Origin of the sequence: Tibeticola sediminis (assembly GCF_003843835.1) — a bacterium.
GTDB lineage: Bacteria > Pseudomonadota > Gammaproteobacteria > Burkholderiales > Burkholderiaceae_C > Tibeticola > Tibeticola sediminis.
In genome coordinates this window covers 159,534-186,277 of the sequence record NZ_RKQL01000004.1, presented here as the reverse complement: position 1 = coordinate 186,277, position 26,744 = coordinate 159,534, and the positions used below count along the sequence as shown (strand labels likewise).

Here is a 26,744-nt window from a genome sequence, read left to right as displayed (position 1 = left end):
GACTGAAACGCGAGGTAGCTTATCTCGGGCGCTCACACATCAATATTCGCCGCCCTCAGCGCATTCGTCTCGATGAAATCGCGTCGGGGCTCGACTTCGTCGCCCATGAGCATGGTGAAGACGCGGTCGGCTTCGATGGCGTCGTCGATTTGCACGCGCAGCAGGCGGCGCACGGCGGGGTCCATGGTGGTTTCCCACAGCTGCTCGGGGTTCATTTCGCCCAGGCCTTTGTAGCGCTGGCGGCTGGTGGCGGCTTCGGCTTGCGCGATCAGCCAGCGCATGGCGCTGCGGAAGTCGTTCACGCGCTCTTCCTTGCGGCGCTCACCCTCGCCGCGCACCACGCGTGCGCCCTCGCCAAGCAGGCCGCGGAAGGTGTCGGCGGCGTCGGCCAGCGCGGCGTAGTCGGCGCCGTGCACGAAGTCTTGGGTGATGACGCTGCTCTTGACGTTGCCGTGGTGGCGGCGGCTGATGCGCAGGATGGGTTTGTCGCTGCGCACGTCGAATTCAGCGGCCACTTCGGCCGGTGCGCCGGTGGTGGCGAGCTGGCGCAGCGCGGTCTGCAGGGCTTGCGCGCTGGCTTGCGCGTCGTTGAGCGTGTCGAGGTTGAGGCGCACGCCGTCGGCGATGGCGCGCAGCGCCTCGGCGTCCATGAACGCGGACAGACGGGCGATCACGCCCTCGGCGGCTTGGTGTTTGCGCGCGAGCGCTTCGAGCGCCTCGCCCGTGATTTCGGCACCTTCGGGCACGCGGCCGTCGGGTTCGCTGCGGGTGATGAGCCGTGCCTGGTGCAGCGCGACGCGCAGCAAGAAGCGGTCGAGGTCGGCCTGGCCTTGCAGGTAGAGCTCTTCTTTGCCCGCCTTGACCTTGTAGAGCGGCGGCTGCGCAATGTAGATGTGGCCGCGCTCGACGAGCTCGGGCATCTGCCGGTAGAAAAAGGTCAGCAGCAGCGTGCGGATGTGGGCGCCGTCCACGTCCGCATCGGTCATGATGATGATGCGGTGGTAGCGCAGCTTGGCGACGTCGAAGTCATCCTTGCCCTCACCGCCCGAACCCTCGCCCCCGGCCTTGCCGATGCCCGTGCCGAGCGCGGTGATGAGCGTGAGGATTTCGTTGCTGGTGAGCAGCTTCTCGTAGCGCGCTTTTTCGACGTTGAGGATCTTGCCGCGCAGCGGCAGGATGGCCTGGAACTTGCGGTCGCGGCCCTGCTTGGCGCTGCCGCCGGCGGAGTCGCCCTCGACGATGTAGATCTCGCACAGCGCCGGGTCTTTCTCCTGGCAGTCGGCGAGCTTGCCCGGCAGGCCCATGCCGTCGAGCACGCCCTTGCGGCGCGTCATGTCGCGGGCCTTGCGCGCGGCTTCGCGGGCGCGGGCGGCTTCGATGATCTTGCCGCAGATGATCTTGGCGTCGCTCGGGTTCTCTTGCAGGTAGTCGGTGAGCAGCCGCGAGACGATGTCTTCGACCGGGCCGCGGACTTCGCTCGAGACGAGCTTGTCCTTGGTCTGGCTGCTGAATTTCGGCTCGGGCACCTTGACCGAGAGCACGCAGCACAGGCCTTCGCGCATGTCGTCGCCGGTGACTTCGACCTTGGCTTTCTTGGCCAGCTCGTTTTCTTCGATGTATTTGTTGATGACCCGCGTCATCGCCGCGCGCAGACCCGTGAGGTGGGTGCCGCCGTCGCGCTGCGGGATGTTGTTGGTGAAGCAGAGCACTTGCTCGTTGTAGCCGCTGTTCCACTGCATGGCGACTTCCACGCCGATGTTGGTGCCCTGGTCGCTTTGGCGGTCACCGATGGCGTGGAAGATGTGCGGGTGCAGAACCTGCTTACCCTTGTTGATGAACTCGACGAAGCCCTTGACGCCGCCCGCGCCTGAAAAATCATCTTCCTTGCCGCTGCGCTCGTCTTTGAGGCGGATGCGCACGCCGTTGTTGAGGAACGAGAGCTCGCGCAGCCGTTTGGCCAGGATTTCGTAGTGGAACTCGTTGTTTTCCTTGAAGATTTCGGTGTCGGGCAGGAAATGCACCTCGGTGCCGCGCTTTTCCGTCGGGCCGACGACCCGCATGGGCGAAACCTCGACACCGTCGATGACCTCGATGAGCCGGTTGACGACCGCGCCCCGGCTGAACTCGAGCTGGTGCACCTTGCCCTCGCGGCGCACGGTCAGGCGCAGCCACTTCGAGAGCGCATTGACGCAGGAGACGCCCACCCCATGCAGGCCACCCGAAACCTTGTAGCTGTTCTGGTTGAACTTGCCGCCCGCATGCAGCTCGGTGAGCGCGATCTCGGCGGCCGAGCGCTTGGGCTCATGCTTGTCGTCCCACTTGATGCCGGTCGGGATGCCGCGGCCGTTGTCGACCACGCTGATCGAGTTGTCGGTGTGGATGGTGACGACGATGTCGTCGCAATGGCCGGCGAGCGCCTCGTCGATCGAGTTGTCCACCACCTCGAACACCAGGTGATGCAAGCCCGTGCCGTCGGAGGTGTCGCCGATGTACATGCCCGGGCGCTTGCGCACGGCCTCGAGCCCTTCGAGGATCTGGATGGCGCTTTCGCCATAGCCTTCGCTCGCGCCGGCCTGATGGGCGTCGATGGTCGGCTGGAAGTTGGAACTGTCCTGCGTCGCGGGCCCAGTGTGCACGTCGTCCTGGGGCTGGCGGGGGTCGGTCATATCGGTTTTCTCGGTCGTTTGAATGGCCAAAACCCGCCAACGCCGGCGGGTTTTGCTCACTTGTTGCTATCTTTTTCGCTGCATCTCAGATGCGCATGGGCATCACCACGTATTTGAAATCGGGGTGGTCGGGAAGGGTGATCAGCGCCGAGCTGTTGCCGTCCTGCAGCTCGAAACGCACCAGGTCCTGGCTCATGTTCTGCAGCACGTCGATGAGGTAGGTGACGTTGAAGCCGATCTCGATCGCCTCGCCGCCGTAGTCGATGTCGAGCTCGTCCACGGCCTCTTCCTGCTCGGCATTCGTTGCGGCCACGCGCAGCACGCCCGGCTCGATGTTGAGCCGCACCCCCTTGAACTTGTCGCTGGTGAGGATGGCCGCGCGCTGCAGGCTGGCGAGCAGCGCGGTGCGGCCGATCGTGAAGCCATTGCGATGGTTGCGCGGTATCACGCGGTTGTAGTCCGGGAACTTGCCCTCGACGAGTTTGCTGACGAATTCGAGCGCGCCGAAGCTGAACTTCGCCTGGTTGTTCGCGAACTGCATGCGCAGCATGGGCGGCGTCTCGCCGGTCGCGTCGGACAGCAGCCGCTGCAACTCGGTCACGGTCTTGCGCGGCAGGATCACTTCCTGACGCGGCACCTCGTTCGCGAGCGTGGCCGCCGAGTAGGCCAGCCGGTGCCCGTCGGTGGCGACCAGCGCGAGCTTGCTGCCTTCGGCGACGAACAAAATGCCGTTGAGGTAGTAGCGAATGTCATGCACCGCCATCGCAAAGCTCACCTCGGCAAGCAGCTTCTTGAGCGTGCCTTGCGGGACCTCGAAGGCCGGCCCGAAGGTCGGCGACTCCTGCACCAGCGGGAAGTCTTCTGCCGCCAGCGTTTGCAGCGTGAACTTGCTTTTGCCCGCCTTGAGGATCAGCTTGGCCTGCTGCGATTCGAGGCTCACCGTCTGATCGGCCGGCAGCGTGCGCAGGATGTCGATGAGCTTGCGCGCACCCACCGTCGTCGCGTAGGGGCCGGGGTCGCCCCCAAGTTCGGCGTGGGTGCGGATCTGGATTTCGAGGTCGCTCGTCGTCAGCTCGACTTCGCCGCCGTTTTTGCGTATGAGCACATTGGCGAGGATGGGTAGCGTGTGTCGCCGCTCGACGATGCCGGAGACGGCCTGCAGAGCGGCCAGGACGGCATCTTGCCGCGCTTTCAATACGATCATGTCTTCCTCTGGTTGGAGTCGGCGCCGCAGCCGTCTCGGGGCCGCACGGGGGCGCAGGGGCAAACCCAAGCCGCATTTTCCGTCAATTCAGCGTTGCCTTCGGCCACGGCTCCCGTCACGCCGCCGTCATCCCTTGAGCGTCTGCTCGAGCACGTGCAGTTGTTGGTTGAGCTCACTCAGTTGCTGGCGCTCGGCGGCGATCTTGCGCACCGCATGCAGCACCGTGGTGTGGTCGCGGCCGCCAAAGAGCTCGCCGATCTCGGGCAGGCTCTTTTGCGTCAGCTCCTTGGCCAGATACATCGCGATCTGCCGTGGCCGCGCGATGCTCGCCGGGCGCTTCTTGCTGTACATGTCGGCGACCTTGATTTTGTAGAAGTCGGCCACCGTTTTTTGAATGTTCTCGACGCTGATCTGCCGGTTTTGAATCGACAGCAGATCCTTGAGCGCATCGCGCGCGAGCTGAATCGAGATTTCCTTCTGGTTGAAGCGGCTGTAGGCCAGCACCTTGCGCAGCGCGCCTTCGAGTTCGCGCACGTTCGAGCGCACGTTCTTGGCAATGAAGAACGCCACGTCCTCGGGCATTTCGCTGCCTTCGGCGCGCGCCTTGTTGATCAGGATCGCCACCCGCATTTCGAGCTCGGGCGGCTCGATCGCCACCGTCAACCCGGCGTCGAAGCGCGAGACCAGCCGCTCGTGGATGTCGGTCAGTCCCTTGGGATAGGTGTCGCTGGTCATGACGATGTGGCTTTTCTTGGCCAGCAGGGCCTCGAACGCATTGAAGAACTCCTCCTGCGTCCGGTCCTTGTTGGCGAAGAACTGCACATCGTCGATCAAGAGCAAATCCAGCGAGTGGTAGCGCTCCTTGAACTCGTCGAAGGTCTTGCGTTGATAGGCCTTGACCACATCCGAGACGAACTGCTCGGCGTGGATGTAGAGAACTTTGGCCTCGGGCCGGTCGGCCAGCAGCCGGTTGCCCACCGCATGCACCAAATGCGTCTTGCCCAGACCGACGCCGCCGTAGATGAACAGCGGGTTGTACATCTGGCCTGGCATGGTCGCGACATGCAGCGCCGCCGCACGCGCCATGCGGTTGGCCGAACCCTCGACCAAGGTGTCGAATGTCAGCAACGGATTGAGCCGGTGGCGCGCCGCCGCGCGCGGCTCGGGCACCGGCTCCGCCGTGGCCTCTGCGCTGGGCGCCGGCGGCGCTTCGCGCTGCACCAGGCTTGATTTCGCGGGAGCTTCACGCGGAGTGATCGCTAACTCCAGATGCACCGACTGGCCGTAAATCTCGCTCAGCACTTGCGCGATGCGCTGCGCATACTGGGCGCGGATCCAGTCGAGTTTGAAGCGGTTGGCCACGAACACCGTGACCTTGGAAAAATCCTCACTGACCTGCGCCCCGAGCGGCTTGATCCAGGTGTTGAACTGCGGCTCGGGCAGCTCCTGGGCCATGCGCTCCAGGCACTCCTGCCACAGGTCAGGCGCCCCCATCGGTGACGAGCCGTCAGGCAGCAAAGCGGAGGCGGGGGCGGTGGGCATGTTGTGGATAAATCGGATCGCGAGGGCTGCGGATTCTAGTCTACGCAGCGCTTGTCCACATCGCCCGAGAAAACCCTCAGGCCCCCGGTTTGAGGCGGCTTGGCCGAATTTTGCGATAATCGCGCGTTTTCCCTGAGCGACTTTCGTCGCCCGGGTTTGTTTTGCCCTACGTTTTCCCGTCGAGGATACCCCCATGAAACGCACCTATCAGCCATCGAAAACGCGTCGCGCGCGGACCCATGGTTTTCTCGTTCGCATGAAGACCCGCGGTGGCCGTGCCGTGATCAAGGCGCGCCGCGCCAAAGGTCGCAAGCGCCTCGCCGTCTGAGTCACCCCCGATCGTCCGTTGCGCCGTGCGCGTCGCTCAGCCGGCTGCGGTCGATGAGCCCCCGATGCATGGCCCGACGCGGTCCGCATCGGTCGGACGGCTCAAAACCCGTGCGCAGTTCCAGCAGGTTTTGGCGGCCGGTGTGTGGGTGCGCAGCGCCCATTTCGCACTGCACCGGCTCGACGCCGCGCAAGGTCATGCCTTGGGCGCGGTCGTGCCCAAGCGCTGGGCGCGCCGCGCGGTGACGCGCAACGCGATCCGACGGCAGATGCTCGAGCTCGGCGAACGTGCGCTGCCGCTGGCGCCGGCCGGTGCTTATGTCTTGCGCTTATGCGCACCGTTCGACCCCAAAGTTTTCGAGAGCGCGACCTCCGAGCCGCTGCGGCGCGCCGTGCGCAGCGAACTCGAAGCCTTGCTGCGTCTGGCGCTGCACCGCGCAGCCGCTGCAGGAGGCCAGCCCTCATGACGACCGCTTGGCGTTCGCTCCAGCGCTTGCCCCAGCGCGTGCTCCTGGGGCTGATTCGGGCCTACCGCTTCATGCTCAGTCCTTGGCTGGGCAATGCCTGCCGCTTCGAGCCGAGTTGTTCGCGCTATGCGCTCGAGGCGATCGAGCGCCACGGCGCGCTCACGGGCAGCTATCTCATGACGCGGCGGCTGCTGCGCTGCCATCCTTGGTGTGCCGGCGGCTGTGACCCCGTGCCCGCCGAGCCGCCGCGCCTATTTTCCCGCTTGATTTCGCCCGAGTCCGCCGTTTCGGTGGGTCCAGAGGGCGATGCCGCTTCGGCACGAACGGACGCGGTCGTGCCACAACCCTATCCCCCGCGAGAAACGAAACGCTCATGAACGATATTCGGCGCGCCATCCTGTGGGTGGTCTTTGGCTTTTCGATGGTGATGTTGTGGGACCAATGGCAGGTCTACAACGGACAGAAGGCGACGTTTTTCCCCACGCCCGCGACCCCCGCGGCCTCGGGTGCGGCTTCCGGGGCCGCTTCGGGCGCGGTGCCGGTGCCTTCGGCGACGCCCGCTGCTGCGGTCGCGGCGGCCGAGCCTGCGGTGCGCACCGCGCCGCGGGAGCGTATCGACGTGCGCACCGATGTGCTCGAACTGAGCTTCGACACCGAGGGCGGCTCGATCGTCGGCTCGGCCTTTTTGAAATACCCCGACCGCACCGACCCGAGCCGGCCGCAGCGGCTGTTTGAACTCAGCCCCGAGCGGGTTTACGTGGCGCAGACAGGCCTGGTCGGCGCCCATGGGCCGAATCACCAGACGCCGATGCGTTTCAGCGGCGAGCGGGTGCTGGCCGATGGGGCCCATGAGCTGGTGCTGCGCTTCGAGTCCGACCCCAAGGACGGTGTGCAACTCGTCAAGACCTACCGGCTGCGGCGCGGTTCGTACGCGATCGACGTCACGCACGAGGTGCTCAACGTCGGCTCGGCCGCCGTGGCGCCCAAGGTTTATCTGCAACTCGTGCGCGACGGCAACAAGCTCGAGGGTGAATCGAAGTTTTACTCGACGTTCACCGGGCCCGCGGTCTACACGGAACAGGGCAAGTATCAAAAAATCGATTTCGACGCGATCGCCAAAGGCAAAGCCGATTTCGTCCGCGAGGCCAAGGACGGCTATGTGGCGATGGTGCAGCACTATTTCGCCAGTGCCTGGATCCTGCCCGCCGGCACGCCGCGTGAGAACTTCGTCCGCAAGGTCGGCGACAACCTCTACGCGGTGGGCATGATCACGCCGCTGGCCGAGCTGGCGCCGGGCGCTTCCGCGCGGGCCCAGGCCCAGTTGTTCGTCGGTCCGCAGGAAGAAAAAGTGCTCGAAGCGTTGGCCCCGGGCCTCGAGCTGGTCAAGGACTATGGCTGGCTGACGATACTGGCCAAGCCGCTCTACTGGCTGCTCGACAAGCTCCATGCGGTGCTGGGCAACTGGGGCTGGTCGATTGTGGCGCTCGTGGTGCTGCTCAAGATCGCCTTCTACTGGCTCAACGCCAAGGCCTATGCGTCGATGGCGAAGATGAAGTCGATCAACCCGCGCATCATGGAGCTGCGCGAGCGCTACAAGGACAATCCGCAGCAGATGCAGCAGGAGATGATGCGCATCTACCGCGAGGAGAAGGTCAATCCGATGGGCGGCTGCCTGCCGATCATGATCCAGATCCCGGTGTTCATCGCGCTCTACTGGGTGTTGCTCTCGAGCGTGGAAATGCGCGGCGCGCCCTGGATTCTGTGGATCAAGGACCTCTCGGCACCCGATCCGTATTTCATCCTGCCACTCTTGATGACGGCGAGCACGCTGTTGCAAACGGCGCTCAACCCTGCGCCGCCCGACCCCATGCAGGCCAAGATGATGTGGTTCATGCCGCTGATCTTCAGCGTCATGTTCTTCTTCTTCCCCTCGGGCCTGGTGCTCTATTGGTTCACCAACAACGTGCTCTCGATCGTGCAGCAATGGATCATCAACGTGCGCATGGGCGTGCCGCCGAAGCTGCACCTGCCCAAGTTCCGTTGATGGCCGGGCGCTGCAGTTCCGCACCGCTGCATCATGGGTCGCGTGCATAATTCGTTACAGACCATGAACCGCCTCGCATCCATTCTTCCGCCGTCGCAGGTGCTCGTCGGGGTTGACGCGACCAGCAAAAAGCGCGCTTTCGAGGAAGTCGGGCTGCTCTTCGAGTCGCTCTACGGCATGAACCGCGCGGCGGTCACGGACAGCCTATTTGCCCGCGAGCGGCTGGGCTCGACGGGTTTGGGGCACGGCGTGGCGATTCCGCATGGCCGGGTCAAAGGGCTCAAGACGCCGATGGCTGCGGTGTTCCGGCTCGAGCGTCCCATCGGTTTCGACGCGCCCGACGAGCAGCCCGTCGAGCTGCTCATTTTTTTGCTCGTCCCCGAAGCGGCGACGCAAAAGCATCTCGAAATCCTCTCCGAGATTGCCGAGCTGCTCAGCGACGCCACGCTGCGCGAGCGGCTCAAGCACAGCTTGAGTGCCCAAGAGCTGCACGGGCTGATCGCGTCTTGGCATTCGGCCCACGCGGCATGAAACCGACGGTCATCAGCGCCGACCTTCTGTTCGAGGATCACCGATCCTCGCTGCGCTGGGAGTGGATTGCGGGTCTGGGGGCTTCGGAGCGCAAGTTCGACGAAGTGGCGATCCGGCAGGCGCGTTCGGGCGCCGATCTGGTCGGCTATCTCAATTACATTCACCCCTACCGGGTGCAAATCCTGGGCGAGCGCGAGATCGCCTACCTCAGCAACGCCACGCCCGAGGATTGCGCGCGGCGCATCGCGCGCATCGTGACGCTCGAGCCGCCGGTGCTGGTGCTCTGCGATGGGCAGACCGCGCCCGAGGCGCTGATTTCGATGTGCGAGCGGGCGCAGATTCCGCTGTTTGCGACGAAGGAATCGTCGGCCTTCGTGATCGACGTGCTGCGCGCGTATTTGTCCAAGCATTTTGCCGACCGCATCACCATGCACGGCGTGTTCATGGACATCCTGGGGCTGGGCGTGCTCATCACGGGAGAATCGGGCCTGGGCAAGAGCGAGCTGGGGCTGGAGCTGATCTCACGCGGCAACGGACTCGTCGCCGACGACGCGGTGGATCTCTACCGCATCAACCAGACCACCATCGAGGGCCGCTGCCCGGAGTTGTTGCAGAACCTGCTGGAGGTGCGCGGCATCGGCTTGCTCGACATCCGCGCCATCTTTGGCGAGACGGCGGTGCGCCGCAAGATGCGGCTCAAACTCATCGTGCACCTGGTGCGCCGCGAGACGCTCGAGCGGGATTACGAGCGCCTGCCCTACGAGCCGCTGACGCAGGACGTGCTGGGCGTGCCGGTGCGCAAAGTCGTGATCCAGGTCGTGGCCGGCCGCAACATCGCGGTGCTGGTCGAAGCGGCGGTGCGCAGCACCATTTTGCAGCTGCGCGGCATCGACACGTATCAAGAGTTCGTCGAGCGTCACCGGCGCGCGATGGAATCGGGCCGCTGAGGCGGCCGCAGAGTTTCAGCGCTCCGTCCGTCCGCGGCTGTTGCTGCCGCGGGCTTCGGCGACGGGTCGATCGGGGCAGTTTTCGCGCGTGCAATGGGCGTAGAGGCTCAGTGCGTGGTCGGCGAGGCGAAAGCCCTTGCTGAGGGCGATGTCGTTTTGCCGCTGCTCGATGTGCGCGTCGTAGAACTCTTCGACGCGGCCGCAGTCCAGGCAGACGAGATGGTCGTGATGCTCGCCTTCGTTGAGTTCGAACACTGCCTTGCCGGACTCGAAGTGGCTGCGGCACAGAATGCCGGCCTGCTCGAACTGCGTGAGCACGCGATACACGGTCGCCAAACCCACGTCGGCGTTTTCGAGCAGCAAGGCGCGGTAGACGTCCTCGGCCGTCAGGTGGCGCTGCGCGCTGCGCTGAAACACCTCGAGCACCTTCAGGCGCGGCAAGGTGGCTTTGAGTCCGGTGCTCTTGATGTCTTCGGCGCGGGCCATGGCGGTTTTCCGGGGCGGCTTACAATGTTCCATCATATCTGCATGCCCCGCTCCTCCATGACGTTCCCCCTCGACCGTCGCCCTGCGCGACTGCTGGCGCTGGCCCTCGTCGCTGCTGCTTCGATCTCGACGCTGGCGGCCTGCAGTGGTTTGAAGCGCATCGACACGGTGGTGCGACCTTACCGTGCGGAGCTGGTGCAAGGCAACTTCGTGTCCAAGGAGCAGGCCGCTGCACTGCAGCCCGGCATGAGCCGCGAGCAGGTGCGTGACCTGCTGGGCTCGCCGCTGGTGACGAGCCTGTTCCACGACCACCGCTGGGATTATGTGTTTTACCTGCGGCGCCCGGGTGAGGCGGCGCAGGAATTCCGGCTGACGGTCTTTTTCAAAGACGGCTTGCTCGAACGCTTCGAGGGCGATGAGCTGCCCAGCGAGTCCGAATTCGTGGCTCGGCTCTACCCGGAGCCCCCGAAGCCCGCCCAGCCGCCGCGCCTGCGCATCCCGGAGGAGGCGCTGCCGGCGCCCCGCCCCGCCGCGTCCGAGCCGGCGCCGAGCGCCCCCCTGCCGGAGCGCTATCCGCCGCTCGAGCCGACGTCGTAGTCCCACCCGTACCAGCGCCTGGCGCCGGGTTTCTTTCGGCCTGGTTCCGCCGCCAACCTCTTTGCCCATGTCGACTGCCCCTACCCCCTCGAACCGCCTGCCCATCGCCATTGCCGGAGCGACCGGCCGCATGGGGCAGATGCTCATCGAAGCCGTGCTCGACGCGCCCGACTGTGTGCTCGTCGGCGCGCTCGAGCGCAGCGGCCATGCCCGCCTCGGCGAGGATGCGGCTCAGCTGGTCGGGCGCAGCGGCGGGTGTGGCCTCACGGATGACCTCGATGCCGCGCTGCGCGACGCGCGGGTCTTGATCGACTTCACGCGCCCGATCGCGACCCTGCAGCATCTCGAAGCCTGCCGCGCGCGCGGCGTGGCCATGGTCATCGGAACGACCGGGTTCACCGAAGACGAGCGCGCCCGCATCGACGAGGCCGCTCGGGACATTCCGATCGTGCTGGCGCCCAACATGAGTGTGGGCGTCAACGTCACGCTCAAATTGCTCGAATTCGCGGCCAAGGCGCTCTCGGAGGGTTACGACATCGAAATCATCGAGGCGCACCACCGCCACAAGGTCGATGCGCCGTCGGGCACGGCGCTCAAAATGGGCGAGGTGATCGCGGCCGCGACCGGTCGCGATCTCAAGGCGTGTGCGGTGTTCGAGCGGCACGGCCACACCGGTGAGCGTCGCACCGGGACGATCGGTTTTGCGACCATCCGCGGCGGCGACATCGTTGGCGACCACACGGTGCTCTTTGCGGGCACGGGCGAGCGCATCGAAATCAGCCACAAAAGCAGCAGCCGAGCGACCTACGCCGAAGGCAGCCTGCGCGCGGCGCGTTTTTTGGCCACGCGCACCAGCGGCCTCTACGACATGAGCGACGTGCTGGGCCTCGAGCGCCTCGCGCCGAGCGTCTGAGAGGCTGAGAGGCTGAGAGGGAATTGGTCATGCCCGCTTTGACGCCCCAAAACACGCCAGAGGGCGTTGCAAATGCGCGCCGTAGCCCGAGCTACGGCTGTGCTTTGCGCCTACTCGGGCGCGTTTTGGGGCGCCCCTTCGGGCACGCCCAATTCCCTCTCAGCCTCTGAACGGGTCGAGGCCGCGCATGGCACTGCTTGCCTGGTGGAACCAAGCCGACTTCATCGCCCGCGCGGTGGCTGTGTTGCTGCTGTCGATGTCGGTGGCGAGCTGGGTGCTGATCGTCTGGCGGCTGTCGGTGTTGCCGCGCGCCGGGGCGGCGCTGACGCTGGGCACCGCGGCGTTCTGGCAGTCGCCCGATGCGCGCGCAGGGCGCGAGGCGGCGCGCCGCTACGACACGCTCGGGGTGCTCGTGCCCATGATCGACGCGGCGCTCGCACCAGAGCCCAGCGGCAGCTTGGCCGCCGAAGCCGATCCCGCGCTGCGGGTGACCCGCGCACTGCGCGAGGCTTTGCATCGATCCTTGGCGAACCTGCAGCGCGGGCAGGTGGTGCTCGCCACCATCGGGGCGACGGCGCCTTTCGTGGGCCTGCTCGGGACGGTGTGGGGCATTCATCAGGCGCTGCTGGCGCTGGGGGCTGGTGGGGCGGTGACGATCGAGCGCGTGGCCGCGCCCGTGGGCGAGGCCTTGGTCATGACCGCTGCCGGTCTGGCGGTGGCGATTCCGGCGGTGCTGGCCTACAACGCGCTCGGCCGGCGCATCGCGGAGCTCGAAGGCGCCCTCGAAGGCTTCGCGCACGACTTGCGCGAGTTGCTCACACACTGACCCGCGCCGATGTTCGGACGTTTCGAATCTCGCCCGGTGGCGGCCCCGTTTTCGGAGATCAACGTCACGCCGATGGTCGACGTGATGCTGGTGTTGGTGGTGATTCTCATCGTCACCGCGCCGCTGCTGGGCAGCGCCTTGCAGCTCGAGCTGCCCAAAGCCGAAGGCACGCGCACGCATGCCGCGACGGCGTCGGCGCTGGCGGTGTCGATCGACCCCTTGGGGCAGCTCTATCTCGACGACCTGCCGGTCGAGGCCGATGCGCTGCGCGCGCGGCTGGCGGCGAAGGCCGCGCAAGACCCGGCGACCGAACTGCGGCTGCGCGCCGATGGTGCGGTGCCCTATGCCCGTGTGGCCGAGGTGATCGGGATCGCGCAGGCCGCGGGCCTCAGCCGGATCGCCTTCGTCGCGTCGCCTGCGGGCGAGGTCGCGCCGCCGCCCACGCGTTGAGCCGCGCAGCCCGCACCGCCCGGCACGAGCGGTTTTGAGAGCTTTTTTGTCTGTTTGCCGGCGTGAAATGGTCTTTGGTTGCTCTTATTTTTGAAGTTCCTGGCCCAGCGGTCGGCCCTGGATGAACGCCTACAATTTCGCCATGCAAGACAAGTACCAACCCCAAGAGGTCGAGCGTGCGGCCCACGCGCACTGGACCGTGCGCGATGCCTACCGCGTGACGGAGAACGCCACCGACGCCCAGGGCCGGCCCCGCCCCAAGTTTTACGCCTGCTCCATGCTGCCCTACCCGAGCGGCAAGCTGCACATGGGGCATGTGCGCAACTACACCATCAACGACATGCTCACGCGCTACCTGCGCATGAACGGGTACAACGTGCTCATGCCGATGGGCTGGGACGCCTTCGGCCTGCCGGCCGAGAACGCGGCGCTGAAAAACGGCTTGCCGCCGGCGAAGTGGACCTACGAGAACATCGCCTACATGAAGCGGCAGATGCAGGCCATGGGGCTGGCGATCGACTGGAGCCGCGAAGTCGCGACCTGTTCGCCCGACTATTACAAGTGGAACCAGTGGTTGTTCCTCAAGATGCTGGAAAAAGGCATCGCCTATCGCAAGACGCAGGTCGTCAACTGGGACCCGGTGGACCAGACCGTGCTCGCCAACGAGCAGGTCATCGACGGCCGCGGCTGGCGCACCGGCGCGCTGGTCGAAAAGCGCGAGATCCCGGGCTACTACCTCAACATCACCGCCTACGCGCAGGAGCTGCTCGACCATGTGCAGATCGGCAATCCCAAAGCCACGCTGACCGGATGGCCCGACAAGGTTCGGCTGATGCAGGAGAACTGGATCGGCAAGAGCGAAGGCGTGCGCTTTGCCTTCCCGCACGACATCCGCGGCGCGGACGGAGCGCTCATCGGCGACGGCCGGCTGTATGTGTTCACCACCCGCGCCGACACCATCATGGGCGTGACCTTCTGCGCCGTGGCGCCGGAGCATCCGCTGGCGGCTCATGCGGCGGCGTCCAACCCGGCGCTCGCGGCCTTCATCGAGGAATGCAAGAAGGGCGGCACCACCGAGGCCGAGCTTGCGCTCAAGGAAAAGGAGGGCATGCACACGGGTCTGGTGGTCACGCACCCGCTCACCGGCGAGGCGGTGCCGGTGTGGGTGGGCAACTACGTGCTCATGAGCTATGGCGACGGCGCCGTCATGGGCGTGCCTGCGCACGACGAGCGCGACTTCGCGTTTGCCAAAAAATATGGGCTGCCGATCAAGCAGGTCATCGCGGTCGAAGGCCAGACCTTTTCGACCGAGGCCTGGGCCGACTGGTACGCCGACAAAGAGCACGGCGTGTGCATCCATTCGGGCGTGCTCGACGGCCTGGGCTACGCGGCGGCGGTGGACAAAGTGGCGGCCTTGTTGGCTGAAAAAGGCCTGGGCGAAAAGAAAGTGACCTTCCGCCTGCGCGACTGGGGCATCAGCCGCCAACGCTACTGGGGCACGCCGATTCCCATCATCCACTGCGAGCACTGCGGCCCGGTTCCCGTGCCCGAGAAGGACTTGCCGGTCGTGCTGCCCGAGGACTTGGTGCCCGATGGCAGCGGCAATCCGCTGGCCAGGTGCGAGGCGTTCCTGAACGTCGACTGTCCGCAATGCGGCCAACCGGCTCGGCGCGAGACCGACACCATGGACACCTTCGTGGACTCGTCCTGGTACTTCATGCGCTACACCTGCGCCGACAACCGCGACGCCATGGTCGATGCGCGCACCGATTACTGGATGCCGATGGACCAGTACATCGGCGGCATCGAGCACGCGATCCTGCACCTGCTCTACGCGCGCTTCTGGACCAAGGTGATGCGCGACCTGGGCCTGGTGAAGGTCGACGAGCCTTTCCAGCGCCTGCTCACGCAGGGCATGGTGCTCAACCACATCTACTCGCGTCGCACCGAGAAGGGCGGCAAGGAGTATTTCTGGCCGCACGACGTCGAACATGTGCTCGACGAGTCGGGCAAGATCATCGGCGCGCGGCTCAAGCACGCCGTGGGCGACTTGCCCGCAGGCACGTCGATCGACTACGAGGGCGTGGGCACGATGTCCAAGTCCAAGAACAACGGCGTCGACCCGCAGGACCTGATCGAAAAATACGGCGCCGACACCGCGCGGCTCTACACCATGTTCACCGCGCCGCCCGAAGCGACGCTGGAGTGGAACGACGCCGCGGTCGAGGGCAGCTTCCGCTTCCTGCGCCGCGTCTGGGCCTATGGGCAGCAGCTGTACGCTACGAAAAACGAAGCACAAGGCGACCATTTCACGCTGGCTTCCGGCCAGAAAATGCCCGAACTCTCGCCGGCGGCGCGTGCGCTGCGGCTCGAGATCCACACCGTGCTGCGCCAGGTCGATTTCGACTACCAGCGCATGCAATACAACACCGTGGTGTCGGGCGCGATGAAGATGATGAACGCGCTCGAAGCCTTCCGCCCTGCCGCGGGCGACGCTGGCGACGCGTGGGCGCAGGCCGAGGGCTTCGGCATCCTGCTGCGCGTGCTCTACCCGGCGACGCCGCACATCACGCATGCGCTGTGGACGGCGCTCGGCTTTGATGCACAGTTGGGCGACCTGCTTGACGCGCCCTGGCCGCGGGTCGATGAGGCGGCGCTGGTGCGCGACGAGATCGAACTGGTGCTGCAGATCAATGGCAAGCTGCGCGGCGCCCTGCGCGTGCGCGCCGATGCCGACCGCGCGGCCATCGAAGCTGCCGCGCTCGCCAGCGCCGAGTTCGCCCGCCACGGCGAAGGCCGCACGGCGAAGAAGGTCGTCGTCGTGCCCGGCCGGCTGGTCAACATCGTCGTCTGAGCCATGCCCCGCCGCCGCACGCTCGTCCAAACCTTTGCGCTGGTGCCGGTGCTCGCGCTCGGGGCGTGCGGGTTCCGGCTGCGGCAGGCGCCGCAGATGGCGTTCGAGCGGCTGTTTCTCGATGCGACGGCGGCGTCGGCGCTTGGCGGTGAGCTGCGCCGCGCGCTCGCCGAGGTGCCGGGCCTGGCGCTGCGCACCGCTGCTGCCGAGCGCGCCGACAGCGACGCCATCCTCGAGGTGTCGCGCGAAACCCGCGAGCAGGTGGCCGTTGGGCTCAACATCTCGGGCCAGGTGCGCGAATACGAGTTGCGCCTGACGCTGGTGTTTCGGCTCCAAACCCCCAAGGGCCGCATCCTCATCGCCGATACCGAGCTGCAGCAGCGTCGCGAGCTGAGCTACACCGAAACCACCGCGCTGGCGAAGGAAGCCGAGCAGGCGCTGCTGTTCGCCTCGATGCAGCGCGACCTCGCCCGGCAGGTCGTGCAGCGGCTGGCCGCGGTGCGCCTTTCCTGACGCGGCCCGGGGTCGCGCGATGCAACTGGCCGCTGCCCAATTGCCCGCCCACCTGGGTCGGGGCCTCAAACCGCTCTACACCGTGCATGGCGACGAGCCGCTGCTGGTGCAGGAAGCGCTCGACGCCTTGCGGGCGGCGTCGCGCGCGCAGGGCTACACGGAACGCACCGTCTTCACCGTCTCCGGCGCGCATTTCGACTGGAGCAGCGTGCTCGCCGCCGGCAACGCGCTGAGCCTGTTTGCCGAGCGCCGTATCGTCGAGCTGCACATCCCCTCCGGCAAGCCCGGCAAGGACGGCGGCGAGGCGCTGCAGCAGCTCGCGCGCAACAGCGCCCAAAGCAGCGACACGCTCACGCTCGTCGTGCTGCCGCGCCTGGACAAAGCCACGCGCTCGAGCGCCTGGTTCGCCGCGCTCGAGCAGCACGGCGTGAGCGTGCCGATCGACCCGGTCGAGCGCGCGGCTTTGCCCGAGTGGATCGCGCAGCGCCTGGCCGCGCGGGGCCTGCGGGTCGAACCCGGAGAAGCCGGCCAGCGCACGTTGCAGTTCTTTGCCGACCGCGTCGAAGGCAACCTGCTGGCCGCGCATCAGGAGGTCGAAAAACTCGCGCTGCTGTATCCGGCTTCGGCCGAGGCGCCGGTGGTGCTGAGCTTCGAGCAGGTCGAGGCCGCCGTGCTCAACGTCGCGCGCTACGACGTGTTCAAGCTGTCCGAGGCGGTGCTGGGTGGTCAGCTCGCGCGCGTGCAGCGCATGCTCGAGGGCTTGCGCGCCGAGGGCGAGGCGGCGGTGCTCGTGCACTACACCCTGGCCGAAGACATCCGCGCCTTGAAGCGCGTGAAAGACGCGCTCGAAGCCGGTCGCCCCTTGCCGGTGGCACTGCGCGAACAGCGCATCTGGGGCGCGCGCGAGCGGCTGTTCGAGCGTGTGCTGCCGCAGCTCAAACCAGCAGCACTCACGCAACTGCTGCTCGACGCCCACACCGTCGACGGCATCGTCAAGGGCCTGGCCGCCCCCGACTGGCCGAGCGACCCCTGGCAGGCGCTGCAACGCCTGGCGCTGCGCCTGGCGCGGCTGTGCATGGCGCCGCGCCGCCGCTGAGGCGCAGAGGCGCTGCGGCTGGGGTCGACGTCCCCGGCGCGCGGGTTCGGGTTTCGCCGGACAATACAGGGCATGAACGCTTCGACCTCTGCCGTATCGATCAACGAACTCATGCACACGCTCGGCCAGCAGGCCCGGGCGGCTTCGACCCTCATGGCCAAGAGCAGCACCGCTGCGCGCAACGTGGCGCTGCGGCGTCTCGCCGCGCTGCTGCGCGAGCACCGGGCACCCTTGCAGGCCGCGAACGCGCAAGACCTCGAGCGCGCGGCGGCCGCGGGCCTCTCCGGCCCCCTGCTCGACCGGCTCAAGCTCAGCGACTCGGCCATCGAAACCTGTGCGCTCGGCTGCGAGCAGCTCGCGGCCATGCCCGACGTGATCGGCGAGGTCATCGGCCTCAAGCAGCAGCCCAGTGGCATCCGCGTCGGGCAGATGCGCGTGCCCATTGGCGTCTTCGGCATGATTTACGAGAGCCGCCCGAACGTGACCATTGAGGCCGCGAGCCTCTCCATCAAGAGCGCGAACGCCTGCATCCTGCGCGGGGGCTCCGAGGCCATCACCTCGAACACGGCGCTCGCGCGGCTCGTGCAGCAGTCGCTCGCCGATGCCGGCTTGCCCGCCTTGGCCGTGCAACTGGTGCCCACCACCGACCGCGCCGCCGTCGACGCGCTCATCACCGCGCCGCAGTACGTGGACGTCATCATTCCGCGCGGCGGCAAGGGCCTCATCGAGCGCATCGCAGCGTCGGCCAAGGTGCCCGTCATCAAGCACCTCGACGGCAATTGCCACAGCTACGTCGACGACCCTTGCGACCTGGCGATGGCGCTCGAGGTCGTGGACAACGCCAAGACGCAGAAATACAGCCCCTGCAACGCGACCGAAAGCGTGCTCGTCGCGCGCGGGGTGGCGGCTGACTTCCTGCCGCAGCTCGGCGCGCGCTGGGCGGCCAAGGGCGTCGAGATGCGCTGCTGCCCCGAGGCACGCGCGCTGCTCGCCACGGTGCCCGGCGCGCGGCTCGCCGACGCCAGCGAGGCCGATTGGGCCACCGAGTACCTCGCGCCCATCGTGAGCATCAAAATCGTCGCGGGCCTCGAAGAGGCGATCGCGCACATCAACCGCTACGGCAGCCACCACACCGACGCCATCCTCACGCGCGACCACATGCACGCGCAGACCTTCTTGCGCGAAGTCGATTCGGCCAGCGTCATGGTCAACACCAGCACGCGCTTTGCCGACGGCTTCGAGTACGGCCTCGGCGCCGAAATCGGCATCAGCACCGACAAATTCCACGCCCGCGGCCCGGTCGGCGTCGAGGGCCTGACCTCCCTCAAGTACGTGGTGCTCGGCCAAGGCGAGGTGCGCACATGAGCCTCACGTGGCATGCAGGCCCGGGACCGGGCCGGCTGCGATGGTCCCGGGCGGCAGCGCTCGCCTGGGGGCTGGCTGCCGCGCTCGGCATCGCCCCGGTCGCATGGGCCGCCCCGGATGCGGCGCTTGCTGCGCAGGCTGCGCAACTGGCGCTGGACAAGGGGTGCTACGGCTGCCACGGCGCGACGCCGCGCGGCAGCGCGCCCAGCATGAAGGCGCTGTCCGAGAAGCTGGGGCGCCAGCCCGGCGCAGACCCCGCAGCGCAGCAAAGCTACGCCCAGCGCCTCGTGCGCTGCGACGGCATGAGCCGCATCGGGGCCCACCAGCAACTCACACTCGAAGAAGCCACGCTGCTCGTGGGCTGGCTGGCCGCGGGCGGGCATTGAGGCTGGGGGCGATGGCCGCGCGCGGCTCGGTGGGCGGCGCCGATCCTTCGTTGGCCGCAGCCAGTTGAATCCAGTGGGTCGCGCCCCATCCACTGTCACCGTGCGTGCCTACAATCTCCGCCACACCCGCACACGCTTTCAAGGCCGCCCATGGTTCCCCATCTCGTCACCGCCCTGACCGGGCCGATCAACGAACTCGAGCAACGCATCCTCGACTCCATGCCCGCGATCGAGCGCTGGTTCCGGCTGGAGTGGATGGAGCACACGCCGCCGTTTTACAGCTCGGTGGATGTGCGTAATGCCGGCTTCAAGCTCGCGCCGGTGGACACCAACCTGTTCCCCGGCGGCTGGAACAACCTCACGGCTGAAATGCTGCCGCTGGCGGTGCAGGCCGCGCAGGCGGCGATCGAGAAGATCTGCCCCGAGGCGAAGAACCTGCTCATCATTCCCGAGAACCACACGCGCAACTTGTTCTACCTGAGCAACGTGGCGCAGCTGCGGCGCATCTTCTACATGGCGGGGCTGAATGTGCGCATCGGCTCGATCAACCCCGACATCAAGGAGACCACGGTCATCGAGCTGCCCACGGGCGAATCGCTCACGCTCGAGCCGGTCATCCGCACGCCGCGGCGGCTCGGGCTCAAGGATTTCGACCCCTGCACCATCCTGCTCAACAACGATCTGTCGGCGGGTGTGCCGGGCATCCTGGAAGACCTGCACGAACAATACCTGCTGCCACCGCTGCACGCGGGCTGGCATGTGCGCCGCAAGAGCAACCACTTCCGCTGCTATGAGGAGGTGGCCAAGCGCTTTGGCAAACTCATCGGCATCGACCCTTGGCTCATCAATCCGATGTTCAGCCAGTGCGGCGAGGTGGATTTTTCCGAGGGCACGGGCATGGAATGCCTGCGCAGCAACGTCGATGCGCTGCTCACCCGCATCCGCCGAAAATACAAGGAGTACGGCATCCATGAAAAGCCGTTTGCGGTGGTGAAGGCCGACAACGGCACCTACGGCATGGGCATCATGATGGTGCGCGACGTCAAGGAGCTCGAGGCGCTCAACCGCAAGACGCGCAACAAAATGAGCGTCATCAAGGACGGCCAGTCGGTGAGCGACGTCATCATCCAAGAAGGTGTCATCACCCATGAGCGGGTGAACGAAGCCGTGGCCGAACCGGTGGTCTACATGATGGACCGTTACGTCGTCGGCGGCTTCTACCGCGTGCATGCCGAGCGCGGCGTCGACGAAAACCTCAACGCCCCAGGCGCGAGCTTCGTGCCACTGGCGTTCGAGCAGAGCACCCATTTGCCGCAGCCCGGCATCAAGCCCGGCGCCAGCGCGCCCAACCGCTTCTACATGTACGGCGTCATCGGCCGCCTGGCCATGCTCGCGGCGAGCTACGAGCTCGAGGCCACCGACCCCGAGGCCGAGATTTACGACTGATGGCCTTGCTGCCCCCAGCGCTCGCGCAGCGCGGCGCAGGGGTCGGCTTCGGCACGCGGCGGGGTGATCCACACCGCATCGACGTCGAGCTCGGGCGGCGCATCGCCCGGCTCCGACGGTGCATAGAGCGCGATCGAGCGCACGCGCTCCGCGCCATCCAGATGCCCCGGCACGCCGAGCCGCCGGTCCACATGCGCGGACCCGGCCAGCAGCACCACGACGCGGCCCGGGGCTGCCGCTGCGCGCAGGGTTTGCGCCATGGCCGCATCGCGGGCGGTCTGCACCCGCAGCATCGGAAGCCAAGCCCGCTCGGGCAGCAGGTCGCAATGCCCCTCGCGGATCTTTTGGATCTGTTTTTGCCGGTTTGCCGGCGTCAAATGCTCGTCGAACGCTCTGTTTTTTGAAGTGATCCCGATCGATGCATCGGGCAGATTCGCGCCCACGACCGGCACGCCGGCGCGCACCGCCGCGCGGATCGCCGGGGCATAGAGCGGCCAGGGCCAGCCTGCGTCGTTCCAGGCCAGGGCCAGCCGCAGGGCATCGTCGTCGGCGTCGCGAGGCAGGCCTGCCGTGCTGCGGCCGCGCTCGGCCATCTCCAGCGCCAGCGCGGCAAGCCGCTGCTCCTGCGCCAGTACCTGCACGATCGTGGCTTCGAGCGCCTGGTGCTCCGGCGCATCGTGCCGCTCCCCCACGAGCAGCAGATCGAACGGCTCCAGAGACCGCAATGCCGGACGCACCCGCGCGACCCGATTCGCCGGGTCGTCGGCCCACGAAACGTCGAAGCGTCGCACGACCGCTTCCGGGCCAGGGCGCGATGGCGCCGGGTTGCCGCACCCCGCGAGCAGCGCTAGAGACGCGAACGCCGTCCAAAGGACGGCGTGGCGGAGGCTACGCGGGCCGCTCGCGCGCATGATCGGAGCTCACCCAAGCGCTGAACGGCCTTTGCACCCAAAACGGTTCAAACATGAACACCTTGCATTCAGCTCAAAGCGGTCAACTGCCTGATTTAGGCTCAGTGCACGACGACCGGTTGCTGGGCCAGTGCAGCGTAGCGTTCGAGCGTGTCTTCGACCTCTTCCTGGGTGGGCGTGCTGGCCTGCCAGGCGGAAATTTGCTGCTGGAACAGCTCGGCCCAGGAGCCGTCGAGGTAAATCTCCTTGCCGTGCCGCTTGTCGACGATTTCGAAGCCGTGGCGCGCCAGCACCGGCTCGCCGGGCTGGGCAGCATCGGCCGCCTCGGCATTGGCCAGCAGATGCATCACCGCAAAGCTGTCAGAGTCGTAAAGCAGGTTCATACGCGCATTCTCCTTCAAGTCGGGCACCTCGGGCGCCCCTGGTGCCCCATATTGCACCAAAGCCCCCGGGTTCAAGGCCGGCAGGGGTATTTTTGCAGAAACGGAGTGTGCACTAACTTTCCATCGAAGCCGCGCCGCTTCGGCAGGAAATCCGTCGCCCGATCGGGAAGATGGAGGGGTGCGCCGCGCGCCCGGCGGGCGCCATCGGTCGGCCGCGGCCTTACTGCGGCTCGGGTGCGCTGTCGATTTCCTGGATGAGCAGGTCGACGAAGTCGCCGTTGGCTTGCGTGAGCCGGATGCGGATCGGCAGGCCGTGCACGGGCGGCGGGCCGAGCCAAAGTTCGGCCTTGAGGTCGTAACGCCCCGAACCTTCGCGCAGCACCCGCCGCGCGCTGAGCGCGCCCAGAGGCGTGTCGAGATGCTCATCGGCGCCAAACACGAAGCGCCAGGGCTCGGCGCTGCGCGGCCCGACGACCTCGAGCGTGAGTTCGGTGCCCGGTTCAAAGCGCTCCGGCGCTGCGTTCCACCAACCCGCGAGCTGGAGGAACAGACTCAGCCGGTCCTGGGCCAGCGGGTAGAGCGGCGCATCGGGCGTATTGGCGCTGAAGACGACGCGACCCTGGGCGCGATCGAAATGTGCGGCGACCTCGCTCTTGGTGCGGTCGGCATAGCGTTCCGGGGCGAGCCCCTCGGCTTGCAGCAGGCCTTCGCTGGTTTGCACGCGCGCGCCGAGGAACAGCGCGCCGATTTCCTGCCGCGCGCGGTAGCGTCGCCCGTCGTGCTGCCAAAGAATCTCGGCCCGCGCATGAAACGGCAGGCCGCGGACCCGCGCCTCCACCGTGTAACGCGCGCGCAGCGGTGGCACGAGCTTGAAGGGCCACGGGCCCGGCGCGCCGGCACGTGCGACCGCGCCCGCCAGCATCGGCCCCTGGCGCACCGTATCGAGCGGGTCGGCCGGCGGGCGCGCCGCGCTCAGGTCCGTCGAAGGCTCGTCACGCGGCGACGCTGCCGCCACCACCTCCGAGGCCGCGCTGGCGGCGGGCACGGCAACCGGGGGCGCAGCCTCGGACGCGGCGACGGCCTCGATCGGGGGGGGCGTCGGCCCGGCATCGGGGGTGTCCGCCGCCGCAGGCTCGGGCGCCGCTGCGTCCGCAGGCTCGGCCTGTGGGGCGGGGCGGGGGGCAGGCGCCCGGGCAGGCGCGGCAGCCTTCGGCGGGGGCGCGGCCGGCGCAGCCGTCGGTGGTTGCGCGGACAGCAGGCGGGTTTCGAGCGCGACCGGCGCGGCGGTCGACGGCGCGGGACTGGGGGGGCGCGCCCCGAAGCCCATGAGCAGCGCGAGATGCGCCACGACCACGAACACGATGGCCCAGGTCGGTGGGCGGGCGCGGTCCGCCGCATCGCTTGCTGCGCGGGGGGCCAGTGGCATGGGGGGGACGCCGGCGCTCATGGGCGGGCCGCGTCGCTTGCTGCGCCCGGCCAACCGAGCTCGGCGCTCAGTGCCTGGGCTTGGGCCCGCAGCGCGCGTTCCACGGCACCGCCCCATTGCGCGTCGAAAGCGGGAACCGGCCCGAGTGCGACCATGCCCAGCGCCAGCCGCCCGTCTGCATCGAAGACCGGGGCGCAGAAGCCCGCCACACCGGGCAGCAAGGTGCCGACGACCCGCGCCATGCCCTGCTCGCGCACCCGCTGCAACAAGGCGTGCACCTCGGCGCGGGTCAGCGGCAGTTCGCCGCGGGCGTCGGGGGGCAGCGCACGGATGCGTCGCAACTCGGCGTCGATCATCGCGTCGAGCGCGCGGGCTGCGGCGCCGCGTGCCCTCGGGCGCAGCCAGGCGGCAAAACACTGCCCGGTCGCCGACCCCAGCAAGGGCATGACGTCGCCGAGGCGCAGCGTGACCGGCCGCGCGAGGGCCGATTCTTGCCAGTGCACGATGGTCGGGCCGTGGTTGCCCCAGACGGCGAGCGCCACTGTGTGTCCGAGCGTGGCGGCGAGTTCGGCGGCGCGCTCGCGCGCGAGCCGCACGGGGTCGAGCTGATGCAAGGCGGCCAGGCCCAGCCGCAGCGCCATCGGACCGAGCGCGTAGCGAGCGTTGGTCGGGTCCTGCGTCACCATGCCCAGGCGCTGGAAGCTGACCAGATACCGGTGCGCCTTGGCCGCGCTCATGTCCGCGGCGCTGGCGAGGTCGCGCAGCATCAAGGGCGCCGTGGCGCGCGCGAGGACTTCGAGCAAAGCGAAGCCAACCTCGACCGACTGGATGCCGGCACGGTCGCGGGCCGCGTTTTCGGCGGCCAGGGCGGAGCTGCTGGGGTCGTCTTCAGGGACGGGGGCGGACCGACGGCGCTGCAATAGAATCCTCGCAGATTTCGTTAGGATAAATTCGTTTACCCATTCGTAACGCGAACACCGAGCCTCGGCGCGGTGCAACCCGGAGGCAGGTCGATGAAACTGGCGACGTATCGGGACGGTTCGAGGGACGGCCAACTGGTGGTCGTCTCGCGAGACTTGAGCATGGCGCATTATGCGACGGGCATCGCCGAGCGGCTGCAGCAGGTGCTCGACGACTGGGGGTTCCTGAGCCCGCAGTTGCAGGACTTGTACGAAGCGCTCAACGGCGGCAAGGCGCGTCATGCGTTTCCGTTCGACCCAAAGATGTGCATGGCGCCGCTGCCGCGCGCCTACCAGTGGGCCGACGGCTCGGCCTACATCAACCATGTGGAGCTGGTACGGCGCGCACGCGGAGCCGAGGTGCCCGCGAGCTTTTACGAAGACCCGCTGATGTACCAGGGCGCGAGCGACGAGCTGCTCGGCCCCTGCGACGATGTGGTCGTGCCCAGCGAAGACTACGGTATCGACTTCGAGGCCGAAATCGCCGTGGTCACCGGCGACGTGCCCATGGGCAGCACGCCCGAGCAGGCGCTCGAAGGCATCCGGCTGCTGATGCTCGCCAACGACGTGAGCCTGCGCAACCTCATCCCGGCCGAACTGGCCAAGGGTTTTGGCTTCTTCCAAAGCAAGCCCGCGACCGCTTTCAGCCCCGTGGCCGTCACGCTCGACGAACTCGGAGCGGCCTGGGACCGCGGCCGCGTGAACCTCACGCTGCAATCGACCTGGAACGGGCGCAAGGTCGGCCAGTGCGAGGCCGGGCCGGAGATGACCTTCCATTTCGGCCAGTTGATCGCCCATATCTGCAAGACGCGCAACGTACGCGCGGGCTCCATCGTCGGCAGTGGCACGGTCAGCAACAAGGGGGTCGAGATCGACGGCCGGCCGCAGTGGCCCAAGGGCTACAGTTGCATCGCGGAAAAGCGCGCCATCGAAACCATCCTCGACGGCGCGCCGAGCACCGGCTACATGAAGTTTGGCGACACCATCCGCATCGAAATGAAGGGCCTCGACGGGCTGAGCCTCTGCGGCGCCATCGACCAGCGCATTGCGCCGCTGCAGCGTTGAGGGCAACGCTGAACAACTCCCTCGCGCGCGCCATCACGGGAATCTATTCAGCGTTGCCTGAGCGACGGCAAACCGATGGCCGTGGGCTTGGCCGGTGGTGGGTGACGGGCGCCAAATCTTCGATCAGAATACGCGCATGAAACCATTCGATACTTTTCATGCGCTCGGTCACCACGCACGCCGGCGCGCGCTGGTCGCGGTTTGGGTGGTGTTTGGCGCGGTGGCCGGTGCCCAGGGTGCGGATCTGCGCGGATTCATCAACCCCGGTGACCAGGGGGAACAGGCTCGTTATTCGGTCTATCAGGCCTGGAAGGCTGCGCTCGAGTCGGCGCTGAGGAAGGACAAGCTCTCGGCCGATTTGAAGCTCTCCACGGACGCGACCGCCGATCTCTCCGCGGTGCGCACTCGCATTCCTGATTTGGTGGTGGGGCCGGCGCATGTCATTGGGAGTGCGGTGCGCTACGGCTACCAGCCGGTCGTCGGCGTGGATCGCCCGGTGCGCGCGGTGCTGGTGGCACCGAAGGACAGCGCGGTCGGCAGCCTCGCGCAGGCGCAAGGCAAGAAGCTCGGCCTGCCCGCGCAGGACAGCCTCGTGACCTATCTGGTGCGCGGTGAGGTCAATGCCGCCAACACCACGCTGAAGCGGCATTTTTCAGCGATTTACGACACGCGCTATCAGGACGCGCTGCTGCTGTGTCTGCAGGTCAAGCGCTGTGACGTGGTGGCTGTGGAGCGCGCGGTGTTCGACCGTTGGGTGGCCGCGGGCGAGCCGGTGAAGCTCGTGCTCGAGTCCAAACCGGTGCCGGGCTTGGCCGTGGCGCTCAAAGACGGTGCCAAGCCCGGTGCGGACGCGCTGCGCGCGGCGCTCTCCGAGTCGCTCGGCGCGGCCGAAGGCGGCAAACCGGTCACTCTGACCAAGGCTGACTTCGATTATGTCTCCACCCTCGGCTACTTCACGCCGCGCAGTCTTGCTGGTGCGACCGTGGTCGATGCGGCGGCCGTCGCCAAGCTCGCTGCGGCCGGCGCTCACTTGATCGACACGCGCAACGCCGAAGAATTCAAGGCCGGCCACCTGCCCGGCGCGAAGCTCGTGCCCTACGTCGAGCACAGCGCCAAAGACGCCGATTTTGATGCCAGCAAAGACCAGTTCGACCTGAACCAACTGCCCGCAGACAAGAGCGCCGCGCTCGTCTTCAACTGCAACGGCCCGGAGTGCTGGAAGAGCTACAAGGCCAGCGTGGCGGCGCTCAAGGCGGGCTACAGCCGCGTGCACTGGTTCCGCGGCGGCTTTCCCGAGTGGCGCGCCGCCGGCCTCAAGGTTGCGACCGACTGAGCAAGGG

At 67.2% G+C, this 26,744-nt stretch carries 26 protein-coding genes; 18 read left to right on the top strand and 8 right to left on the bottom strand.

Annotated features, from left to right (window positions below; genetic code table 11):
- Positions 1–32: 32 nt before the first annotated feature.
- From gyrB to dnaA, 3 genes are all read right to left on the bottom strand, one after another.
- Complete coding sequence (gene gyrB / locus EDC62_RS09495) at positions 33–2,666, bottom strand: DNA topoisomerase (ATP-hydrolyzing) subunit B (protein WP_124223023.1); 2,634 nt, start codon at positions 2,664–2,666, stop codon at positions 33–35.
- 85 nt (positions 2,667–2,751) lie between these two features.
- Entirely contained in the window at positions 2,752–3,870 is a 1,119-nt protein-coding gene (gene dnaN, locus EDC62_RS09490; RefSeq protein WP_124223021.1) for a DNA polymerase III subunit beta, read from the bottom strand.
- 126 nt (positions 3,871–3,996) lie between these two features.
- Positions 3,997–5,364, bottom strand: coding sequence for a chromosomal replication initiator protein DnaA (gene dnaA, locus EDC62_RS09485; RefSeq protein WP_124223265.1), 1,368 nt, complete (start codon positions 5,362–5,364; stop codon positions 3,997–3,999).
- Between the two features lie 241 nt (positions 5,365–5,605).
- Here dnaA and rpmH point away from each other — a divergent pair, with 241 nt between their 5' ends.
- The 6 genes from rpmH (at position 5,606) to hprK (ending at position 9,728) form a co-directional block, all read left to right on the top strand.
- Positions 5,606–5,740, top strand: coding sequence for a 50S ribosomal protein L34 (gene rpmH / locus EDC62_RS09480; protein WP_124223019.1), 135 nt, complete (start codon positions 5,606–5,608; stop codon positions 5,738–5,740).
- A 64-nt stretch (positions 5,741–5,804) separates the two neighbouring features.
- Positions 5,805–6,206 (top strand): ribonuclease P protein component, encoded by a 402-nt coding sequence (locus tag EDC62_RS09475; protein ID WP_124223017.1) that lies wholly within the window; start codon positions 5,805–5,807, stop codon positions 6,204–6,206.
- The gene (gene yidD, locus EDC62_RS09470) at positions 6,203–6,583 is read left to right on the top strand and encodes a membrane protein insertion efficiency factor YidD (protein WP_124223015.1); all 381 of its coding nucleotides are present in this window, start codon (positions 6,203–6,205) and stop codon (positions 6,581–6,583) included. Before EDC62_RS09475 ends, yidD begins: the two co-directional genes overlap by 4 nt.
- Positions 6,580–8,250 carry a membrane protein insertase YidC gene (gene yidC, locus EDC62_RS09465; protein ID WP_124223014.1) on the top strand — a complete coding sequence of 557 codons (1,671 nt, stop codon included), beginning with the start codon at positions 6,580–6,582 and terminating at the stop codon, positions 8,248–8,250. The genes yidD and yidC overlap by 4 nt, the downstream gene beginning before the upstream one ends.
- A gap of 63 nt (positions 8,251–8,313) precedes the next feature.
- The gene (gene ptsN, locus EDC62_RS09460) at positions 8,314–8,781 is read left to right on the top strand and encodes a PTS IIA-like nitrogen regulatory protein PtsN (protein ID WP_124223012.1); all 468 of its coding nucleotides are present in this window, start codon (positions 8,314–8,316) and stop codon (positions 8,779–8,781) included.
- Entirely contained in the window at positions 8,778–9,728 is a 951-nt protein-coding gene (gene hprK, locus EDC62_RS09455; RefSeq protein ID WP_124223010.1) for an HPr(Ser) kinase/phosphatase, read from the top strand. Before ptsN ends, hprK begins: the two co-directional genes overlap by 4 nt.
- 15 nt (positions 9,729–9,743) lie before the next feature.
- Here hprK and fur read toward each other — a convergent pair whose 3' ends face one another.
- Positions 9,744–10,214 carry a ferric iron uptake transcriptional regulator gene (gene fur / locus EDC62_RS09450; RefSeq protein WP_124223008.1) on the bottom strand — a complete coding sequence of 157 codons (471 nt, stop codon included), beginning with the start codon at positions 10,212–10,214 and terminating at the stop codon, positions 9,744–9,746.
- Positions 10,215–10,271: 57 nt separating this feature from the next.
- Here fur and EDC62_RS09445 point away from each other — a divergent pair, with 57 nt between their 5' ends.
- The 10 genes from EDC62_RS09445 to gshA all read left to right on the top strand — a co-directional run bounded on the left by EDC62_RS09445 (position 10,272) and on the right by gshA (position 20,660).
- Positions 10,272–10,811, top strand: coding sequence for an outer membrane protein assembly factor BamE (locus EDC62_RS09445; RefSeq protein ID WP_124223006.1), 540 nt, complete (start codon positions 10,272–10,274; stop codon positions 10,809–10,811).
- A 67-nt stretch (positions 10,812–10,878) separates the two neighbouring features.
- On the top strand, positions 10,879–11,724 hold the full coding sequence (dapB, locus tag EDC62_RS09440; RefSeq protein ID WP_124223004.1) for a 4-hydroxy-tetrahydrodipicolinate reductase: 846 nt from the start codon (positions 10,879–10,881) through the stop codon (positions 11,722–11,724).
- Positions 11,725–11,911: 187 nt separating this feature from the next.
- Complete coding sequence (locus EDC62_RS09435) at positions 11,912–12,550, top strand: MotA/TolQ/ExbB proton channel family protein (RefSeq protein ID WP_124223002.1); 639 nt, start codon at positions 11,912–11,914, stop codon at positions 12,548–12,550.
- A gap of 9 nt (positions 12,551–12,559) precedes the next feature.
- On the top strand, positions 12,560–13,000 hold the full coding sequence (locus EDC62_RS09430; protein ID WP_124223000.1) for an ExbD/TolR family protein: 441 nt from the start codon (positions 12,560–12,562) through the stop codon (positions 12,998–13,000).
- A 121-nt stretch (positions 13,001–13,121) separates the two neighbouring features.
- Entirely contained in the window at positions 13,122–15,854 is a 2,733-nt protein-coding gene (gene leuS / locus EDC62_RS09425) for a leucine--tRNA ligase (protein WP_425469994.1), read from the top strand.
- A gap of 3 nt (positions 15,855–15,857) precedes the next feature.
- Entirely contained in the window at positions 15,858–16,367 is a 510-nt protein-coding gene (locus tag EDC62_RS09420) for an LPS-assembly lipoprotein LptE (RefSeq protein ID WP_124222996.1), read from the top strand.
- 19 nt (positions 16,368–16,386) lie between these two features.
- Complete coding sequence (holA, locus tag EDC62_RS09415) at positions 16,387–17,463, top strand: DNA polymerase III subunit delta (RefSeq protein WP_124222994.1); 1,077 nt, start codon at positions 16,387–16,389, stop codon at positions 17,461–17,463.
- A gap of 72 nt (positions 17,464–17,535) precedes the next feature.
- On the top strand, positions 17,536–18,828 hold the full coding sequence (locus tag EDC62_RS09410; RefSeq protein ID WP_124222992.1) for a glutamate-5-semialdehyde dehydrogenase: 1,293 nt from the start codon (positions 17,536–17,538) through the stop codon (positions 18,826–18,828).
- Complete coding sequence (locus tag EDC62_RS09405; RefSeq protein ID WP_124222990.1) at positions 18,825–19,214, top strand: hypothetical protein; 390 nt, start codon at positions 18,825–18,827, stop codon at positions 19,212–19,214. The genes EDC62_RS09410 and EDC62_RS09405 overlap by 4 nt, the downstream gene beginning before the upstream one ends.
- Positions 19,215–19,364: 150 nt before the next feature.
- On the top strand, positions 19,365–20,660 hold the full coding sequence (gene gshA / locus EDC62_RS09400) for a glutamate--cysteine ligase (RefSeq protein ID WP_124222988.1): 1,296 nt from the start codon (positions 19,365–19,367) through the stop codon (positions 20,658–20,660).
- Here gshA and EDC62_RS09395 read toward each other — a convergent pair.
- The 4 genes from EDC62_RS09395 to EDC62_RS09380 form a co-directional block, all read right to left on the bottom strand.
- Complete coding sequence (locus EDC62_RS09395; protein WP_170159048.1) at positions 20,651–21,451, bottom strand: ChaN family lipoprotein; 801 nt, start codon at positions 21,449–21,451, stop codon at positions 20,651–20,653. The genes gshA and EDC62_RS09395 overlap by 10 nt on opposite strands.
- A gap of 221 nt (positions 21,452–21,672) precedes the next feature.
- A complete protein-coding gene (locus EDC62_RS09390; protein ID WP_124222984.1) occupies positions 21,673–21,954 on the bottom strand; it encodes a BTH_I0359 family protein in 282 nt (93 codons plus the stop codon).
- A 220-nt stretch (positions 21,955–22,174) separates the two neighbouring features.
- A complete protein-coding gene (locus tag EDC62_RS09385) occupies positions 22,175–23,380 on the bottom strand; it encodes a DUF3108 domain-containing protein (protein ID WP_170159047.1) in 1,206 nt (401 codons plus the stop codon).
- A gap of 17 nt (positions 23,381–23,397) precedes the next feature.
- Positions 23,398–24,246: an IclR family transcriptional regulator gene (locus EDC62_RS09380; RefSeq protein WP_245968838.1), complete on the bottom strand. Its 849-nt coding sequence runs from the start codon at positions 24,244–24,246 to the stop codon at positions 23,398–23,400.
- Between the two features lie 147 nt (positions 24,247–24,393).
- Between EDC62_RS09380 and EDC62_RS09375 the strand changes: the two genes are divergently transcribed.
- Together EDC62_RS09375 and EDC62_RS09370 are read left to right on the top strand one after the other, a co-directional pair.
- Entirely contained in the window at positions 24,394–25,404 is a 1,011-nt protein-coding gene (locus EDC62_RS09375; protein ID WP_124222978.1) for a fumarylacetoacetate hydrolase family protein, read from the top strand.
- 136 nt (positions 25,405–25,540) lie between these two features.
- Positions 25,541–26,737, top strand: coding sequence for a rhodanese-like domain-containing protein (locus EDC62_RS09370; protein ID WP_124222976.1), 1,197 nt, complete (start codon positions 25,541–25,543; stop codon positions 26,735–26,737).
- Positions 26,738–26,744: the final 7 nt, after the last annotated feature.